The sequence below is a fragment of the Archangium violaceum genome, assembly GCF_016887565.1.
Taxonomy (GTDB): domain Bacteria; phylum Myxococcota; class Myxococcia; order Myxococcales; family Myxococcaceae; genus Archangium; species Archangium violaceum_B.
In genome coordinates this window covers 639,450-656,941 of the sequence record NZ_CP069396.1, presented here as the reverse complement: position 1 = coordinate 656,941, position 17,492 = coordinate 639,450, and the positions used below count along the sequence as shown (strand labels likewise).

General features: G+C 68.3%; 15 protein-coding genes. 12 read left to right on the top strand and 3 right to left on the bottom strand.

The genetic code is table 11. The features are described from left to right. Positions 1–14 precede the first annotated feature (14 nt). The 7 genes from JRI60_RS02860 to rsgA all read left to right on the top strand — a co-directional run bounded on the left by JRI60_RS02860 (position 15) and on the right by rsgA (position 8,531). On the top strand, positions 15–794 hold the full coding sequence (locus tag JRI60_RS02860) for an SDR family NAD(P)-dependent oxidoreductase (protein WP_204224336.1): 780 nt from the start codon (positions 15–17) through the stop codon (positions 792–794). 106 nt (positions 795–900) lie between these two features. Beyond that, the gene (locus JRI60_RS02855) at positions 901–2,403 is read left to right on the top strand and encodes a GDSL-type esterase/lipase family protein (protein ID WP_204224335.1); all 1,503 of its coding nucleotides are present in this window, start codon (positions 901–903) and stop codon (positions 2,401–2,403) included. After that, positions 2,400–4,361, top strand: a complete 1,962-nt coding sequence (locus JRI60_RS54315; RefSeq protein ID WP_204224334.1) for a serine hydrolase domain-containing protein — start codon at positions 2,400–2,402, stop codon at positions 4,359–4,361. The genes JRI60_RS02855 and JRI60_RS54315 overlap by 4 nt, the downstream gene beginning before the upstream one ends. A 92-nt stretch (positions 4,362–4,453) precedes the next feature. Then, positions 4,454–5,566: a hypothetical protein gene (locus JRI60_RS02845; protein ID WP_204224333.1), complete on the top strand. Its 1,113-nt coding sequence runs from the start codon at positions 4,454–4,456 to the stop codon at positions 5,564–5,566. 2 nt (positions 5,567–5,568) lie between these two features. After that, a complete protein-coding gene (locus tag JRI60_RS02840) occupies positions 5,569–6,396 on the top strand; it encodes a hypothetical protein (protein ID WP_204224332.1) in 828 nt (275 codons plus the stop codon). An 85-nt stretch (positions 6,397–6,481) separates the two neighbouring features. Then, positions 6,482–7,186, top strand: a complete 705-nt coding sequence (locus tag JRI60_RS02835; RefSeq protein WP_204224331.1) for a hypothetical protein — start codon at positions 6,482–6,484, stop codon at positions 7,184–7,186. A gap of 259 nt (positions 7,187–7,445) precedes the next feature. After that, positions 7,446–8,531 carry a ribosome small subunit-dependent GTPase A gene (gene rsgA / locus JRI60_RS02830; protein WP_204224330.1) on the top strand — a complete coding sequence of 362 codons (1,086 nt, stop codon included), beginning with the start codon at positions 7,446–7,448 and terminating at the stop codon, positions 8,529–8,531. 48 nt (positions 8,532–8,579) lie between these two features. On the opposite strand, the gene JRI60_RS02825 is transcribed toward rsgA, so the two are convergent. Beyond that, positions 8,580–9,023 (bottom strand): ABA4-like family protein, encoded by a 444-nt coding sequence (locus tag JRI60_RS02825; protein WP_239470307.1) that lies wholly within the window; start codon positions 9,021–9,023, stop codon positions 8,580–8,582. A 552-nt stretch (positions 9,024–9,575) separates the two neighbouring features. Here JRI60_RS02825 and JRI60_RS02820 point away from each other — a divergent pair. From JRI60_RS02820 to JRI60_RS02800, 5 genes are all read left to right on the top strand, one after another. Beyond that, a complete protein-coding gene (locus JRI60_RS02820; RefSeq protein WP_204224328.1) occupies positions 9,576–10,160 on the top strand; it encodes an NIF family HAD-type phosphatase in 585 nt (194 codons plus the stop codon). 36 nt (positions 10,161–10,196) lie between these two features. Next, positions 10,197–11,426: an L-dopachrome tautomerase-related protein gene (locus tag JRI60_RS02815; protein WP_204224327.1), complete on the top strand. Its 1,230-nt coding sequence runs from the start codon at positions 10,197–10,199 to the stop codon at positions 11,424–11,426. A 202-nt stretch (positions 11,427–11,628) separates the two neighbouring features. Continuing rightward, positions 11,629–13,305 carry a molybdopterin-dependent oxidoreductase gene (locus JRI60_RS02810; protein ID WP_204224326.1) on the top strand — a complete coding sequence of 559 codons (1,677 nt, stop codon included), beginning with the start codon at positions 11,629–11,631 and terminating at the stop codon, positions 13,303–13,305. Positions 13,306–13,384: 79 nt separating this feature from the next. Further along, positions 13,385–14,605, top strand: coding sequence for a cytochrome P450 (locus JRI60_RS02805; protein WP_204224325.1), 1,221 nt, complete (start codon positions 13,385–13,387; stop codon positions 14,603–14,605). Between the two features lie 105 nt (positions 14,606–14,710). Next, entirely contained in the window at positions 14,711–15,817 is a 1,107-nt protein-coding gene (locus JRI60_RS02800) for a glycoside hydrolase family 3 N-terminal domain-containing protein (RefSeq protein WP_204224324.1), read from the top strand. Between the two features lie 26 nt (positions 15,818–15,843). On the opposite strand, the gene JRI60_RS02795 is transcribed toward JRI60_RS02800, so the two are convergent. Together JRI60_RS02795 and JRI60_RS02790 are read right to left on the bottom strand one after the other, a co-directional pair. Then, positions 15,844–16,932 (bottom strand): hypothetical protein, encoded by a 1,089-nt coding sequence (locus tag JRI60_RS02795; RefSeq protein WP_204224323.1) that lies wholly within the window; start codon positions 16,930–16,932, stop codon positions 15,844–15,846. Then, entirely contained in the window at positions 16,929–17,267 is a 339-nt protein-coding gene (locus tag JRI60_RS02790; protein ID WP_204224321.1) for a hypothetical protein, read from the bottom strand. Before JRI60_RS02790 ends, JRI60_RS02795 begins: the two co-directional genes overlap by 4 nt. Positions 17,268–17,492: the final 225 nt, after the last annotated feature.

Below are 17,492 nucleotides of genomic sequence, written 5' to 3'. Positions count from 1 at the left end.
GGAGACCCTCTCGTATGGACTTGCAGCTCGCTGGCAAGGTGGTGCTGGTAACGGGTGGCTCGGAGGGACTGGGCGCCGCCGTGTGTGAACGGCTCGTCCAGGAGGGGGCACGCGTGGCGCTGTGTGCCCGGAATCCGCAGCGGCTGGAGGCCACCGCGGCCCGCCTGCGCGCCCTCGGAGGCGAGGTGCTCGCCGTCCCCGCCGACGTGTCGCGCGCGGAGGACCTCGAGCGCTTCGTGGCCGCCGCGCACGAGCGCTGGGGACGCGTGGACGCGCTGGTGAACAACGCCGGCTCGGCCTCCGCGAAGGCCTTCCTGTCGGTCACCGACGCGGAGTGGGAGGAGGATCTCCAGCTCAAGCTGTTCGCCGCGATGCGCGCCGTGCGCCTGACGGTGCCTCACCTGCGCGCGGCCGGAGGAGGGGCCATCGTCAACGTGCTGTCCATCAAGGCCAAGGAGCCCGGGAAGAACACCACGCCCTCGTCGGTGTCCCGCGCGGCGGGGATGGCGCTGACGAAGGTGCTCTCCAAGGAGCTGGGACCCGAGGGCATCCGCGTCAACGCCGTGCTCGTGGGGATGATCGAGAGCGGCCAGTGGGAGCGCCGCGCCCAGGCCGCTGGCAAGCCGCCGGAGGAGCTGTACGCCGAGCGGAGCCGGGAGGCGGGAGTCCCCCTGGGGCGGGTGGGCCGGGCCGAGGAGTTCGCCGACGTGGTGGCCTTCCTCGTCTCGTCGCGCGCCTCCTATGTGAGCGGCACGGCCATCAACGTGGATGGAGGTCTGTCCGGCGCCGTCTGAAAGCGGGGAGGGAGGGCGAGCGGGAGAGCGGTGGGCCGCCCGGCTCGGGGGCTTCGCGGCCGGTTCCTGTCTCGGTCCGGAGCTTTCGTCTAGAGTCCCGGGCCGCATGCTCGAAGCTTTTCGTGGTCGGCGGTGGGCGTTCATCCTCATCCCGTTCCTCCTCGGTGCGCTCGACTGGGCCCTCTGGCACTTCGGGTCTCGGCCCGCGGTACCCCGGCATTCCCGTGCCCCGCGCACCGTCCGGTCCCCGGTGCCGCCCGGCAAGCCGCTCCGGCTCGCCCAGGCGCCCTCGTCCGCACAACCGGTGCAGCCCGCTCCGGCTCCGGCTCCCGCCATCCGGCGCGCGCTGCCCGCTCCGTCCCCCCGGGCCCTCAAGCTCCACCAGATCGGCGAGAAGCTCGGCGTCCGCCCAGAGATCGGCCTGGAGAACCCCTGCGTCCTTCAGTCCGGAGCCTCCTGCTCCCGCACGGCCCTCACCCCCTTCTTCGAGTCCCTCGACACCCTCGCCTCCGGCAAGGCCTCCACCCCCGCCGTCATCTCCGCGTTCGGCAACTCGCTGATCGCCGGGGACCGCATCGTGGACGTGGTGCGCGAGGAGCTCGGCGGCGCCTTCGGTGATGGCGGCCGCGGCGTGCTCTTCGTGGATCGGCTCGCGCCGTACGGGCCCCGCGTCCGCGCCGGCTTCGCGCGTGGCGGTTGGGAGGCTCGCACCCTGGGAGAGCTGAAGCTCGCCGAGCTGCCCTTCGGACTCACCGGCGTCTACCACGTGACCACCGAGCCCAGGGCCAGCAGCCGGTTCCAACTGACCGGCGAGCCGCGCGGCACCCTGTGGTGGCTCGACATGCCCCGCGCCGGCCGGCTGTCCGTCCATGTCGATGGCAAGGAGCTCGCCCGCGCCGAGCCACGGGGCAACGGCCAGGCCCAGGCGCTCACCTTCGACCTCCCTCCGGGGGCTCGCAACCTGGACGTGGTCGCCGAGGGCCGAGGCGCCGTGGTGCTCGGCGTGGTGCTGCAACACCAGCGCCCCGGCATCGTGCTCGACACCCTGGGAGTACCCTCCGCCGATGCCAACCTCTTCCTGCGCGCCCAGGAGGACATCTTCCGAGCCCAGCTCGCCGAGCGCTCGCCGCGCCTGCTCCTGTTCATCCTCGGCGGCAACGAGGCCAAGCGGCTCGAGTGGGGCCGCTCCAACCTCGCCGAGGTCGAGGAGGGTCTGCGCACCTTCATCCGCCGCTCGCGCGCCGCCAGCCCCGACAGCGCCTGCCTGGTGATGGGCCCCATCGACGCCGTGCGCGGCGGCAACGGGCCGAACAAGCTCACCCAGCGGCCCTACCTCGACGAGGTCATCGGCATCGAGCGGCAGATCGCCCTCGCCGAGGGCTGTGCCTTCTTCGACATCTTCTCCGCCATGGGAGGCTCCGGCTCGCTGGCGCGCTTCGTCCAGGCGGGGTTCGTGCACGAGGACCTCGTCCACCCGCGGAGCCACGGGCTCGACCTGCTCGGCCAGCTCCTCACCGATGCGCTGCTGCGCGGCTGGGTGGAGTCCGAGGACCCCAGCCGGCAGGCCACCCTGGCCCCGGCGCTCCAGGCCTCGGAGGAGACCCGGTGAGGGCGCTCCCCGTCGCGCTCCTCTTCCTCGGTTTCACCGCGCTGGCGGACCCCCGTCCGGCCCCCTCGCGCGCTCCGGCCGCCTCCACTCCCGCTTCCTCCAAGGCGAAGGACAAGGCCTTCCCCCCGGAGGTGCAGCGCGCGCTGGATGCCCTCGTCCGCGCCGAGCTCGCCCGGGGGCCCTACGCGGGGCTCTCGGTGGGCGTGCTCCACGGGGGCATGCGCTGGACGCGGGGCTACGGGCTGAGAGACCTCGCCCACAAGCTGCCCGCCACGCCCCGGACGACGTACCGGATGGCGTCCATCACCAAGTCCTTCACCGCCATGGCCGTGCTGCAGCTGGCGCAGGAGGGCAGGCTGGACCTGGACGCGGACATCCACACCCTGGTGCCCGGCTACCCCGAGAAGCCCTGGCCCGTCACCGTGCGCCAGCTGCTGGGACACCTCGGCGGCGTGTCCCATTACGATGGCCCCGAGGGCTCGGAGAACACGCAGCACCTCGACACCGCGGGAGCCCTCGCGCTCTTCGCCGACAAGCCACTCGTCGCCGAGCCCGGCACGAAGTTCGTCTACACCACCTGGGGCTACAACCTGCTCGGCGCCGCCGTGGAGACGGCCACGGGCCAGCGCTTCGGTGAGTACCTGAAGTCCCATGTCTTCGGCCCCGCCGGCATGAGGCACGCGGCGCTGGACGACTACCGCACGCGCGACAAGCAGCACGCCCTGGGCTACCGCCACCAGAAGGGGCAGCTCGTCGCCTCGCACTACCTGGACGTGTCCAGCCGCTTCGGCGGAGGCGGCGCCCGTGCCTCGGTGGAGGATCTGCTCGCCTTCGGTCAGGCCGTGCTCCAGAGCAGTCTGGTGGCACCCGACACCACGCGGCGGATGCAGACGTCCATGAGCACCCGCGAGGGCCAGCTCACCGACTACGGCATGGGTTTCGCCACCTACCCGCTGCGAGGCCACTACGTGGTGGCCCACGCGGGTGGCCAGCCCGAGACAACCACGCTGCTCCTCATGCTGCCGGCGGAGGACGTCGTCATCGCGCTCGCCACGAACCTGGAGGGCGAGGCGAAACGGCTGCGGCGCATATCGCTGCGCATCATCGAGGTGCTGTTGGAGGACGGGCAGGTACGCCGCGACACGCACGCCGCGGACGAGGTGGACGCGGTGGTGCACGAGGGCCTCTCCCGTGTCTTCACCTACGGGCTCGCCTGGCACGTATGGGCCACCCGGGGGCCTGGCGCGCTTCCCGAGCCGGGAGAGTTGCCCGAGGCCTTCTCTCAGGTATCCGCGCTGCTCGACCGCGCCACCATCGCCCAGGAGCCCCCGGCCGCCCTGGCGCGCGTGCGCACCGCGCATGAGCCTCGCGGGGGCTCGCTCTTCATCCGCGTGGGGGCGCAGATGGCCCGCACGCTGGAACAGGCCCTGGGACCCGAGAAGCTCCGGGAGTACCCCGCGCGAGGCCCCCTCGCCTTCTTCACCGACTACCTCGCCGCCTGCGAGCAGCTGACGTGCCCGACGGAGCTGCGCTTCAGCGAGGCCCTCCAGACCGAGGTGAAGCATCTCGACGAGGAGTGGCGGAGCTCGCAGGTGGAGGAGTTGCGACGGGCCCGGCTGGACGAGACGTCGGACCCGGAGGAGCTCTGGCCCGCGCTGGAGGAGGCCACCACGGGCGCGGCGCTGCACCCGGACTACGCGGAGGAGATGATGCGCATCGCCGCGCGTTACGGCCGGAAGGGCAAGCACGAGGAGCAGCTGCGCTGGCTGGAGCGCACGGTGGCCCTCCACCCGCGCTCGGAGGAGGCCCGCCAGGCGCTCGCCAAGGCCCAGGGCACGGAGGAGAAGCAGGAGCAGGACGCACCCGCTTCCGCCACTCCCGCCCGCGCGCCCGATGGCAGCCCCGTGCCCGACAACGCCGGACTTCCCGCGCAGCGACGGGCCGGCTCCCACGAGTGAAAACGGGGCTCCACGAGCGGAGCCCACCCACGTCCACCGCGCCCAACGCACGAGGAGTGCCCTTGGACACCACTGAACGCTCCACGTCTCGTGTGGCTCACGTTCGCCTTGGACTGCTCCTGGCCATCACGTCAGTGCTGGTGGGTTGTGTCACGGACTCGCACTGGCGGATGGACCGCACGCAGCCGCATCCGCTGCGACTACTGACTCCGTCGTCCTTCTCTTCGGCGAGGCCCGTGGTACCCGCCGCCGAACTGGACTCCCTCTGCGAGCGCTTTCTCGCCCTCGTCGTCATGCGGCCGGACGGCTACCTCGCCTCCGTGTCCACTGGCCAGCCCGTGCAATGGATGGGGCAGGTGACCTTGCGAGAAGGCACATTCGTCGCTGGCGGCTTCCTCGTCGGTCGCATGTACCTCTCTCTGGGTGGTGTCTTCTATCCACTGGACGACGAGCTCCGCCGCTCCAGCCACGTTCCCCTGGGCGAACAGGGTCTGGACAAGGACCTCCTCAACACGGCCTTGGACGGCGCCCAGGATGCCCTGGAGGAAACGGCTCGGGCCCTGGCCACCAGCCTGCTGGACATCCCTGGCACGCTCGAGGGTCTGCGCCAGCTCCCCACTGCCGTCGCCACATTGATTGCATCCTCTCCCGAGTACTTCGCCAGCTACGGCGACAGACCCTTGCGCGAGCAGGTGCGGGAAGCAGCACGGTTGTCCACGCACCTGCTCATGCTGACGGGAGGAGGGCTGGAGATGGGGGCACGTGTGACAGGCGCTGGAGCCAGTCTCCCGGTCCTGAAGCTCGGTGCCCAGGGCACGCTGATGGTGGCGGAGATGGCCGTGCCAGCCGGTGCGGTCACCGCCGTATTGGGAACCGGGGTGGGCGCACTCGTCGTCCTGTCGGCGCCCCCCTCACTGGACCCGCAGTCCGCTCGTGCGCTGTACGACAAGGGCATGCAAGAGGCCCGCAGGGCCTTCCCCCACCTGGCCGGTGGCCCCAAGCAGAAACACCACATCCACCCCCGCTACCTCGGCGGCCCGGAGAACGGCCCCACCGTGGACCTGGATCGCGCCTACCATCAACTCATCACCAACGAGTTCCGGCGCCTGGCAGGATATGGGCTGAAACCACCTCCGCTCGAAGTCGTGTGGGAACTCATGAAGAGGGTCTACGCCAGATACCCTCTCCCCGGAGTCCACTTCTGACCATGAGAGAAACCCTCGAGGTCCGGCTCTTCGCGGACGACGCCAAACAGTTCCTCCCACCGGACGTGGGGCAGGAGATCGGCATGTCACGCCGGGTGGTGCTCGAGATGGATGATCCGCTCATCGAACGGATACGCCAATACGAGCAGGAGAAGCGCGGGCAAGGATCGCTGGCGGTGACCTTCTGGGAGATTCACCGGAAATACACGCCCAGGGAGCTGAACGAAGCAGAGCTCCTCTGGATGAAGGTGCGCCCACTCTTCGAGCCAACGGGCGAGGATTGCGGCACCGGCTATGACGAGACGAGAGCGTGTCCCAGGTGCGGCTTCGGCGCCAGGCAGGTAGGGCCGCTGCACCTGGACGTGAAGAGGATACCGAAGCGGGACATCGCCCAGACTCTCGGGGGAGAAATCGTGGTATCCGCGCGATTGGCCGAGGCAATGCAGTCCATCGGTCTCCGTGGCTACGAGCTGGGACCGGTGGTGGATCGAAATGGCAAGCCGAGCCCGGCCTGGAACCAGCTCCTGCTGCCCGAATGCCGGCTGGAGCTGGCGTCTCAGACACGGGTGGGACACGGCTTCTTCGCGCCCGCGCCAGATGATGCGCATTGCCCAGAAGGGCACGTCGCGGGGTTCGACGTGCTCTCCGAAGTCCACGTCCAACGCGCCAGCGTGAACGCCGCGGACTGGCACTGCACACGCCAGGCCGTGGGACAGCGCATGGGCCCCTATCGCCCCCGGCCGCTTCTGCTCATCTCCCAGCGGCTCCATCAACTCCTGCTCTCGCACAAGATGAAACGTTTCGACGTGGAGGTGGCGCACGTCCTCTGACCGGGAGTGTCCCCACCCGGACGGAGTCTTCGCGCATCGCCATTCGGTTGCGACTCGAAGACGGGTGGAGATTAAGTTCCACGCCATGCGCGTGCTTGCCCTTCTGCCCCTGCTCCTCGGTGTCTCCGCCCGCGCGGACGCGCCACTGGATGACCTCCTCCAACGCCTGGGCGAGGCGGAGGAGCGAAAACTGGCCGTCCCCGCCTGCCGCACCGTGGAGAGCTCGGTCACGGAGGAGTTGGACAAGGAGGGCAAGGTGACGGGACGGCTGACTCGCAGCTACGAGGTCACCCGGTCCGGAACCACGGTGGTTGCACGCAAGCGGCTCTCCCAGAAGGAAGAGGGGGACCTGACCAGCCAGCTCAAGGCCGAGCCGAAGGACCCACCGAAGGACGAGGACGACAAGGCAAGGCTGTCCCCGTTCCACCCGCGAGCCCGGGCGGATTACCGCTTCGACTCCGCACCGGGCCCGAGCGAGGGGCTCCTGACCGTGAAGTTCGCCCCCGTGAAGGCGGACAAGAAGCGAATGAAGGGACAGGCGGTGGTGGACGCGCGGGCCGGGAAGGTGATGACCCTGCGCATGTCCCCGTCCGACATGCCTCCCATGCTGGATGAGCTCCAGATGGACTTCCTGGCCTACGCGGAGACCCCGTGCGAGCAGCAGCCCACGCGGATGAAGATCGTCGGCTCGGGCGGGGTCCTCCTCTACAAGGTGCGCTTCCGGACGGAAGTGACGGTGACGGGGCACCAGAAGGTGGACGCGCCGGACCCCGTGACCGGCGCGCGCTGACCCGAGGGGGGATGACCTGACACCCACAAGCCTGTTATGTCCTGGGCTGCCGAGCGGCGATGAACGCCGCCCCGCGAGCACTCGGAGGCACTCATGAACTCGCCCATTGTCCCCGCCGCGGTTGCTGTCCTGTTCGCCCAGAGGGCGTAGGCCGCCTGGCTCGGCTCCGTAGGTCCGTCGCAGCGCGTCCCTGACTCCCCGCTGGGTGCCCTGAAGAACCAGGTGCGCCACAGGCACCGCTCTGCCCGGAGTCCTTTCAGTGTCACTCGAGTCCCTCGGTTGGGGTCCAGACCTCACCCACGCGTTTTCCCTTCTGCTGTCCCAATCCTCCCTTCCCCTCGTCCCTGGCCGCGTGGTGCGCCAGGAGCGCGGGCTCCTCACCGTCCAGACGTCCGAGCGGGCGTACCTCGCGCGGCCCTCGGGACGGCTCCTCCACCACGCCCCGGGCGCCGAGGCCCTGCCCACCATCGGCGACTGGGTGGCCCTGCTGCTGCCCTCCGGTGAGGGCGAGGCGCTGCTCCACGCCGTCCTTCCCCGCCGAAGCGTCCTCATGAGACGCGAGGCGGGAAGCGAGCGCGAGGGCCAGCTCATCGCCGCCAACCTCGACGTGGTGTTCCTGGTGACCGGGCTGGATGGGAACTACAACCCGCGACGCATCGAGCGGGCGCTCACCGTGGCCTGGAACAGCGGCGCCGAGCCCGTGGTGGTGCTCAGCAAGGCCGACCTCCACGAGGACGTCTCCGAACGCATCCAGGAGGTGCAAGCCCTGTCCCCAGGGGTCCCCGTGCTCGCGCTGAGCGCGCAACAGGGCACGGGGCTCGAGGCGCTCCGCGAGCGGATTCCCGCCGGGAAGACCGGAGCGCTGCTCGGCTCCTCGGGCGTGGGCAAGTCGACCCTGGTCAACCGCTTGCTGGAAGAGGCACGGCTGGCCACCCAGCCCGTCCGGCCGGATGACGACCGGGGCCGCCACACCACCACCCACCGGGAGCTCTTCGTGCTGCCCCAGGGTGGCCTGCTCATCGATGGGCCGGGGATGCGCGAGCTCGGGTTGTGGGGGGAGGAGGAGGGCCTGGACCAGGCGTTCTCCGACATCCTCGCGCTGGCCGCCGACTGCCGCTTCTCGGACTGCACACACCGGCGCGAGCCGGGGTGCGCGGTGCGAGCCGCGGTGGACACCGGGGCTCTCACCCAGGAGCGGCTCAGGAGCTTCGAGAAGCTCCAGCGCGAGCAGGCCTTCCACGCGCGTCAGGCGAGCAGCGCCTTGCAGCGCGAGCACAAGCGCGTCGAGCGCAACCGCATCCTGGAAGGCAGGCAGCGCTCACGAGCGAAGCGACGCGGAGACTAGACGGTGACCCACTGCGCTGACAGGTCCGCCAGCGCAGTGGGCCCTCTGTCACACATTCACCAGATGCCCCGAGGCCGGAGTCTCCGCTGACGGAAGAGCGGATGCCTTCGCGGCCTCGGGCATCTCCTCGAGGGTGACCGTCCCGCGGACGATGAACCGGACGAGGAAGTACAGCATCAACCCGAGCGGACCATACAGCCACGTCAGCAGGACACAGGGGACGACAGCCAGGTGGGGAAGCTTGCGTCGGATCGCATCCCGGACTTCCCACGCGCCGACGAACAGATCGAACACCAGATAGTGAATCCAGCAGACCAACGCCGTCCACGGCTCCTGGAAGAGCCGCATGGCCCCCTCGAGGGTCGCCGCGCTGGCTCCCTCGGGAGGGGAAGCCGCCAGCAGCAGGAAGCCAATATGGGCCAGGGCCAGCATCACCGGTATCCACACCGAGTGCACGAGCCTCTGCGTCCACTTCCAACGCGGTGCGAACAACAGGAGTGCCCACGCAGGAAAAACACCATAGGTGAAAACGAGAAACAGGGTTTCGACTCTCATAAGGTCCTCCGGTCATCACAGCGGTTCGGGTCCAGGACGAACCGACACGCGATGGAGAGCCGTGGCTCTGGATGTCTTGCCCGGGCTGCTCGCCCCAACACCAGTGGAAGCACTCTGTCGGGTGACGAGCGAGCGCGAGGCACCCACACAGGTGGGCAACCAGGGCCTCGGTTCGTTCGCTTGTCGGCACCCCACTCCGCAGGCACTGAGCACTCGTGGCAACGAACGGGCAGCCTGCCTACCGGTGCGGTAGACGGCTCACCCCAGAGGGTCGCACGGCGGAGCGGTGGTTCTAGCGGGCAGAGATCATGAGAGACGCGGGTGGCGCGTCGCGGAAAAGACTAAGGCCGCGTCCTGAACTTGGCCAGGACTTTTCGCCACCGCCCCTCGAAAGGGTCAGCATCCAGGCGGAGCAGGAGACGTACTGCCCGCCGCCTTCCTGAAGCCCGACCCCATGCCATATTCGACGCGGCGGCTCCCGGCGGAAGCATGACAGGCACGGACAAGATACTGCTGGTGCTCGATCTCGACGAGACGTTGATCCACGCCAGCGACGAGCGATTGGAACGGGCCGAGGACTTCCGTCTCTTCGATTACTTCGTCTACGTGCGCCCCCATGTGGAGCGCTTCCTGCTCGAGTGCGCGGCCCACTTCCGTCTCGCGGTCTGGTCATCCGCTTCCGATGACTACGCGGCGCAAGTCGTGAAGAAGATCTTCCCGCCGGAGCTTCGTCTCGAGTTCATCTGGGGGCGAAGCCGGTGCACGTTCTCGCTCGACCATCAGCTGGTGCAGATGGCCGGGTATCTGGACCCGTCCAATCACTACAACTACGTCAAGAAGCTGCACAAGCTGAAGCGCAAGGGCTACCGGCTGGAACGCGTTCTGATCGTCGATGACACGCCCCAGAAATGCGGCCACAACTACGGCAACGCCATCTATGTGAGCGAGTACAAAGGCGCGGAACACGATGACGAGCTGCTCCACCTGTCCAGGTACCTGGCGACGCTCGCGGATGCCATCAACGTGAGAGTGCTCGAGAAGCGGCACTGGAGGAGCGCGTTCCGCGCACGCTAAATAGGCGCCTTCCTCATTTCCTCGGAGGTTCGAACCATGTCGAATCGATCGTGTACGCCCCGCGCGCTGCTGCTCCTGGGACTGCTCTCCACCGGCTGCGCCACGAGCGGAAAGAGCTCGCCCGGCGCGGAGTCCTCCACCCAGACGGCCCAGCAGGACGTGCAGGAGACGCAGGGCGCCTTGGCCATGCGGGAACACTTCCCGGCGCTGGAGAAGCGCCCGTCCCACCTGGAGGTGGTGGCGCGTCTGGAGCAGACGCCGGGCAACATCGCCATCAGCCCCGAGGGCCGCGTCTTCCTCAGCCTGCACCCGTTCGGCGGCCCCCAACACTCGGTGGTGGAGCTACTGCCGGGAGGCACCACGCGCCCCTACCCCACCGAGCAGTGGGCCCGAGCCCCTGGTGCGGACGGCATCGGCCTGCGGACGGTGATCGGGCTCGAGTCGGACAAGAACGGCGTGCTGTGGATGCTCGACAACGGCAAGGGCGGCGGCGAGGGGGCGAAGCTGGTGGGCTGGGACACGCGGGGCGAGAAGCTCGTGAAGAGCATCCCCCTGACCCAGCCGGTAGCGGCGCCCAACTCCTTCCTGCAGGACCTGGTGGTGGACACGGAGCGGGGCGTGGCGGTGCTGGCGGACATGGGCCGGGGCGACCTGGTGGGCGAGAACATGCCGGCGCTGGTGGTGGTGGACCTGCAGAGCGGCCAGGGCCGGCGCGTGCTCATGGGCCACCCGAGCCTCAACGCCGAGGACGTCTCCATGACCGTCGAGGGCCGGAAGCTCACCGTGTCCGACGCACAGGGCATGCAGGTGGAGCCGAGGCTGGGCCTCAACCCCATCGCGATGGATCCAAAGGGCGAGTGGCTCTACTTCGGAGCGATGAACGGCCGCACGGTGTGGCGGGTGCCATTGAAGGACGTGGCGGACCCGAAGCTGTCGCCAGCGGAGCTGGGCGGGAAGGTGGAGCGGTACGGGGAGAAGGCGGTGAGCGATGGAATGAGCATCGACTCCGGGGGGAACCTGTACATCACCGACCTGGGTGCGGGGGCCATCGGAGTGACGAAGCCGGACGGGAGCTATGGTGAGTACGTGAAGGACGAGCTGCTGCGCTGGCCGGACGGACTGAGCTACGGGCCGGACGGGTACTTCTACGTGACGGTGAACCAACTGCACCGGCACGCGGTGCTGAACAACGGGAAGGCGCAGACGCAGCCGCCGTTCCTCGTGGTGCGTTTCAAGCCATTGACGCCGAGCGCCGTGGGCCGCTGAGCCCACACAACCCCTCTCCCTCTGGGAGAGGGACAGGGTGAGGGTATACGAGCCCGTGCCCGTGCCGCACCGTTCACCCACGAGCATCACCCAGACAAAACAGTCCCGCCGCCGTCGCTGAGCGGACAACTCCGGGACGAGAGGCACACAAGCGCAATCAGAGCCTCCGGACCCGGGTTGAGATGCCGGGCCCGGAGGGAAGATGAACCTGACGAGGCGCGAGCTGCTCCAGTACTTCGGCATGACGGCGGCGGCGGGCCTGAGCGGGTCCGGGTGCATCGGCTGGACGCGCGAGGAGGCCATCCCGGTCGATTCCTGGCACAAGAGCGTGTGCCGCTTTTGCGGCTCGGGCTGCGAGACGCGGGTGGGCGTGCGAGGCGGGAAGGTGGTGAAGGTCGAGGGCCTCCAGTCGGGGTGGAACCGGGGCCGGCTGTGCATCAAGGGCCTGCTCAACCGGGAGATCCTCTACGTCTCGGACCGGGCCCAGTACCCGATGGTGCGCAAGAACGGGCAGCTGGTGCGAGCCACGTGGGACGAGGCGCTCGACGCGGCGGCGGCGGGCTTTCGCGAGGCCCTGGCCCAGGGAGGACCGGACGCGGTGGCCTTCTACGGCTCGGGGCAGCTCTTCACGCAGGAGAGCTACACGGCCAACAAGCTCTTCAAGGGTGGCATCGGGACGAACAACGTGGACGGCAACCCGCGCCTGTGCATGGCGTCGGCGGCGTTCGGCTACAAGTCGGTGTTCGGGGCGGACGAGCCCTCGGGCTGCTACGACGACATCGAGCACGCGACGCTCTTCTTCGTCATTGGCGCGAACATGGCCGAGTGCCACCCGGTGGTCTGGGAGCGCGTGCGAGACCGGATCCGCACCGCGCCCGAGACGCGCGTCATCGTCGTGGACCCGAGGCGCACGCCCACCACGCGCGACGCCACGCTGCACCTGCAGCTCCGCCCGGGCACGGACGTGGCGCTGCTCAACGCCATGGCCCACGAGCTGCTGAACACGAACCTGGTGGACGCGGCCTTCATCGAGAAGTTCGTCACCTTCCGCGAGGGCACGGCGGACTCGCCGCCGCTCACGCGGGAGGACTTCCGGAAGTTCCTCGCGGACTACGCGCCGGAGAAGGTGGCGGACCTGTGCGGCCTGTCCTCGGCGGAGATTCGCGAGGCGGCGCGGCTCTTCGGCATCTCCCAGGCGGCGATGAGCTTCTGGACGATGGGGCTCAACCAGCAGACGCACGGGGTGGCGGCCAACCGGATGGTGATGGCGCTGCACCTGCTCACCGGACAGATTGGACGCCCGGGGACGGGGCCCTTCTCGCTGACGGGCCAGCCCAACGCGGGCGGCGGGGTGCGAGACACGGGCACGCTGGCGCACGCTCTGCCGGCCGGGCGGCTCGTCACCAAGGAGCACGACCGCCACGACATGGAGAAGTTGTGGGGGCTGCCCGAGGGCCGCATCTCGCCCAACCCCGGCCTGCCCGCGGTGCAGCTCTTCGAGGCCATGCGCGAGGGCAAGGTGCGCGCGGCGCTGGTGATGGCCACCAACCCGGCGCGCTCGCTGCCCAACGCGGACCGCTACCGCGAGGGCATGGAGAAGGCCTTCCTCGTCGTCAGCGACTCCATCTTCCCCACCGATACCGCGCAGCTCGCCGACGTCTTCCTCCCGGCGGCCATGTGGTCGGAGAAGGAGGGCGTCTTCTCCCAGTCCGAGCGCCGCTACCACCTGGTGGAGAAGCTGGTGGACCCCCGGGCGAGGCGCGCTCGGACCTGGAGATTCTCGTGGGCTTCGGCGAGCGCTGCTCACGGTGTCCATCGCCCTGTACGTGGTGGCCGTGGTGCGCGAGCTGCGCCGCGGCGACGCGCTGTGAGCGGGTAGGGCCCGGGGATTACTGGAATGTCAGCACTTCATGGGAAACTCCGTGGGGCCGTCACCCCCCCGACCCAGGAGCGCCCCCGTGCCCAAGTTCGATCCGACGTCTCCACACCAGATGGAGAACCCCTACCCGGTCTATGCCACCGCCCGCGCCGAGCAGCCGGTGTTCTTCAGCCCCGAGCTGCAGATGTGGCTCGTCACCCGCTACGAGGACATCTGCACCGTCGTGAAGGACCCGGCGACCTTCTCCTCGTTGGGAGCCGCATCGGTGGGCAGCGGGTTCCCACCGGAGGTGCTGGCGGTGCTGGCGGAGGGCGTCCCCATCACCCCCTCGCTCGTCGACAACGACCCGCCGTCGCACACCCGGTTCCGCAACCTCGTCAACAAGGCCCTCGCGCCCCGCCAGGTGGCGGCCCTGGAGTCACGCGTCCGCCAGGCGGCCCAGGAGCTCGTCGAGTCCTTCGTGCGCGAGGGCCACGCGGACCTCATCACCCGATTCGCCACGCCCTTCCCGGGCTGGGTGATCGCCGACATCCTGGGTCTGCCGCGCGAGGACATGCCCGAGCTCAAGCGGCTGGGGGATGCCATGGTGGGGCTGCTCGGCTCGGCCCACGAGCCCCTGGAGCGGCAGCTCGAGTACGCCCGGGGCATGGTGCAGCTCACGAAGTACCTGCTGGCGCGGGTCCGGGAGCGCGCCGCCGAGCCTCGCGACGACCTGCTCTCGCTCATCGTCACGGGCCGGAACGAGCGGGACTCGGCGCTGAGCGACTCGGAGCTGGTCAGCATGCTCAGCCAGCTGCTGAACGCGGGCCACGAGACGACCACGAACCTCATCGGCAACTCGCTCGTCCTGCTGCTCGACCGGCCGGAGCAGCTGCGAGCGCTGCGCGAGGACCCGGGACTCATCCCCCAGGCCGTGGAGGAGAGCCTGCGGATGGACGCGCCCGTGCAGGGGCTCTTCCGGACCACCACCCGGGAGGTGGAGCTGAGCGGGGTGAAGCTACCGGCGGGAGCGCGCCTGCACGTGCTGTACGCCTCGGGCAACCATGACGCGTCGGTCTTCCCCCACCCCGAGCGCTTCGATCTGCACCGGCCCAACTCGGACGCGCACCTGGCCTTCAGCCGGGGCATCCACTTCTGCGTGGGAGCCCCCCTGGCACGGCAGGAGGGACGCATCGCGCTGGAGGTGCTGCTGCGGCGGCTGCCGAACCTGCGCTACCAGGACGGGCTCCGCCCCGTACGCCGGCCCCACTTCTTCGTGCGCGGCTACGAGCACCTGCCGCTGGCCTGGGACGTGGGGTGAGGGGACAGGCGCGGCCGCCCGCCAGCCTCGCGGCCGGGCATGCCGTCACCCGCCAGTGAATTGGTCCGAGCCCCTGGAGCGCCTCCGTGGAAGACTGAGCCCCTCATGCGCGCAGTGTATTGCTCATCGCTCATCGTCCTGACGCTCGTGGTGTCCACCGTCGCCGGAGCGGCCACTCCGGGGGGAACGCACCCGGGCATCCATGACCGCGTGCCCGACGAGGCCCGCGTGGAGCGCGTCCTCCAGTCGCTGTCCCCTCGCGAGAAGGTGGGGCAGTTGCTCCTCGCCTATCCGCAGGTCGGCAAGGAGAACCCCGTGGAGGTGGGCGGGGTGCTGTTCGTGGGCGGGACGCTGCGCAAGCTGGAGGCGGCGAAGGAGCGCATCCGTTCATCCCGCGAGCGCTCCCGCGTGCCTCCCTTCTTCGCGGTGGACATCGAGGGGGGCGGCTTCAACCGCCTCAACCGGCACCCGGCGCTCAAGGAGCTTCCATCCGCGCGGGACATGGCCACGATGGAGGACGCCGCGGTCGAGGCGTGGGGCGTGCGCGTCGGCAAGGCGATGCGGGAGGTGGGGCTCAACATGAACCTCGCGCCCGTGTTCGACGTGTCGCCCAAGGGCCACATGTTCCGCAACGGGCGCGCGTTCTCCGGAGACCCCGAGGTGGTGAAGCAGAAGGCCACCGCCTTCGCCCGGGGGCTGGCGAAGGCCGGGGTGGTCTCCATCGGCAAGCACTTCCCGGGTTATGGGGACCTCGACTCCGACTCGGACCACGTGCGGGCCATCGCCGACTGGGAGGTGGAGCGCGTGCGCCAGGAGGCGTCGGCGTTCCTCGCCGCGGACCGGTTCCTGGGTGGCGTGATGATGTCGAACATCGTCTACGAGAAGCTCGGCAAGGCGCCCGCCATCCTCGAGCCCTCGCTCGTCGCCATGGCTCACGAGAGCGGGTGGATCTCCGTCACCGACGACGTGGCCATCGGCGCGCTCGCCGAGCACCTCGGCACCGAGCGCGAGGAGGTGGTGCGGCGCGCCTTCCTCGCGGGCAATGATCTCATCCTCACCACCGAGCCGCCGGACTGGTCGGGGGGCCTGGACTACTTCGGCATCCTGACGAAGCTGGCCGAGTCGGACCCGAAGATGGCCGAGCAGCTGGACGCCGCCGTGCGCCGGGTGCTGCGCCTCAAGGACCGGATGGGCCTGCTGGACGGGAGATAGCGCTGATCAACTCAATCGGCTGAGAATCAAGGAGAGAGCTTCGCCACCTCGACAACCCCTTGCAATCCGGAAGACTCATAAACCTGCCCTGATACGCGTACGTGCTCACCAAGAGCCTCACGGGCGGTTTCGAGGAGGGCTTGCTCCCTGAAGAAGCATTTGTACGAGCGCTTTTCCGTTTTGATGCGCATCGAACGCTGATCCATGTCGACCGCCCTGATAATACCAACCTGATCAAAATCACGAGCACGGCGGCGCTGTTTGACGACCGTAAACATACGCTCCGCATGGGCGGGTCTGATCTCCACGGGCTTCGAACCACCCACGAGCCGTCCCCCCATCTCGACGATCTGGATCGACTCTTCTTCGCTTGGAACCAGGCGCATGGCCAGTGTCGCGATCCGCTCTGGCTCCTCTTTTTCGGAAAGTCTGTCTAGCAATGACTCAACAGGTTCCTGGGAACTCGCGGCCCATTCGTTGACGGCCACCAGATTCTGAAGCCCTCGCTGTACATCTTGGACCTTGGATGATTGCACCTGGTCCAGCGGCAACACGATTTGAGCCGGATGACCATTCGCCGGGGTAATGATCACATCAGACAAGGCAAAATCGATGGCCTCTTCCAACTCGTGGGAGGCGCGCCCGCGAGTGCCCGTACGCCTGGAGATGGCACGGAGCACTTTATGCAAAGCCTCATAGTATGAACTCAGTGAGGAAGCCCGTGGTTCCAACACAGAGTCGCGCATCAAGAGTCTCAGAACCAGATCATGACTCGCGAATATGTCGTCAGGTTGCATCTCGCGAATCAGTTGCTCACTGAAGCTCTTGAGGAGGCCAATGAACTCGGCTTTGCGGTTGTATTTCTCGACCAGAACAAAGAGCGGATAGGGCGGAGCACCCTTGAAGTGCTCCTTCAAAAAACGGTGGTATGCGTCGAGGACGGTTCTAGGCTCCCGCTTCTCGAGTTCGGGACGAAGGGTGACGGATCGAAACTCGAGCAACTGCAGGACCTGCATCTCGACGCTCTCGTCAGAGCCCCACATCCCGGGCGCTGCCAGAATGGCCCGGAGTTGCTCATCGACATAGGTGACAACTGTGTCCTTGAGTGAACTCATAGGGCCTGGACATCGAGCCAGTCAGTATGCTCCCAGTGAGTGTCAAGATAGGCATTGACATTCGTGCCATCTGGACCCGTCAGGGAGTCCACACAATGGACCGCGACTTCAGTCGTGTGATGCTCGTACCATGGCATCGTGGGTTTAAGCTTCGGCTCGACGAACCGAGCCCGCCCCTTGGGACGGATCCGCAGGATCCGGGCATTGCCATCGCACTGCTTGGCGATGGGCAGGATTGCTTGCGCGGCCTCGTCACACCTGCCGCTGTCGCGCGGATGTCGCTGCAGTACAGCGTCAACAGCCCGCCGTTGTTCAGAACTCCAGGGGATTGCCATCTCAAATCTCTCCAGGACTGAGCCTACTCGCTTCCCCATTACTCCCGCTGCCACAAAAAGCATGCGCAGGGCGAGAGGACAACAATCCCACGGTGAGTTGCAAGCCGCGAATGAACAGGGCCTATTGGCCAAGACACCGTCTCAATATAGAGACCCGGCGTGAAGGTTCCGAGACGGGGTTCACACCGTCGAGCATCTCCAAAACCATGGCATCATCCGCGTCCA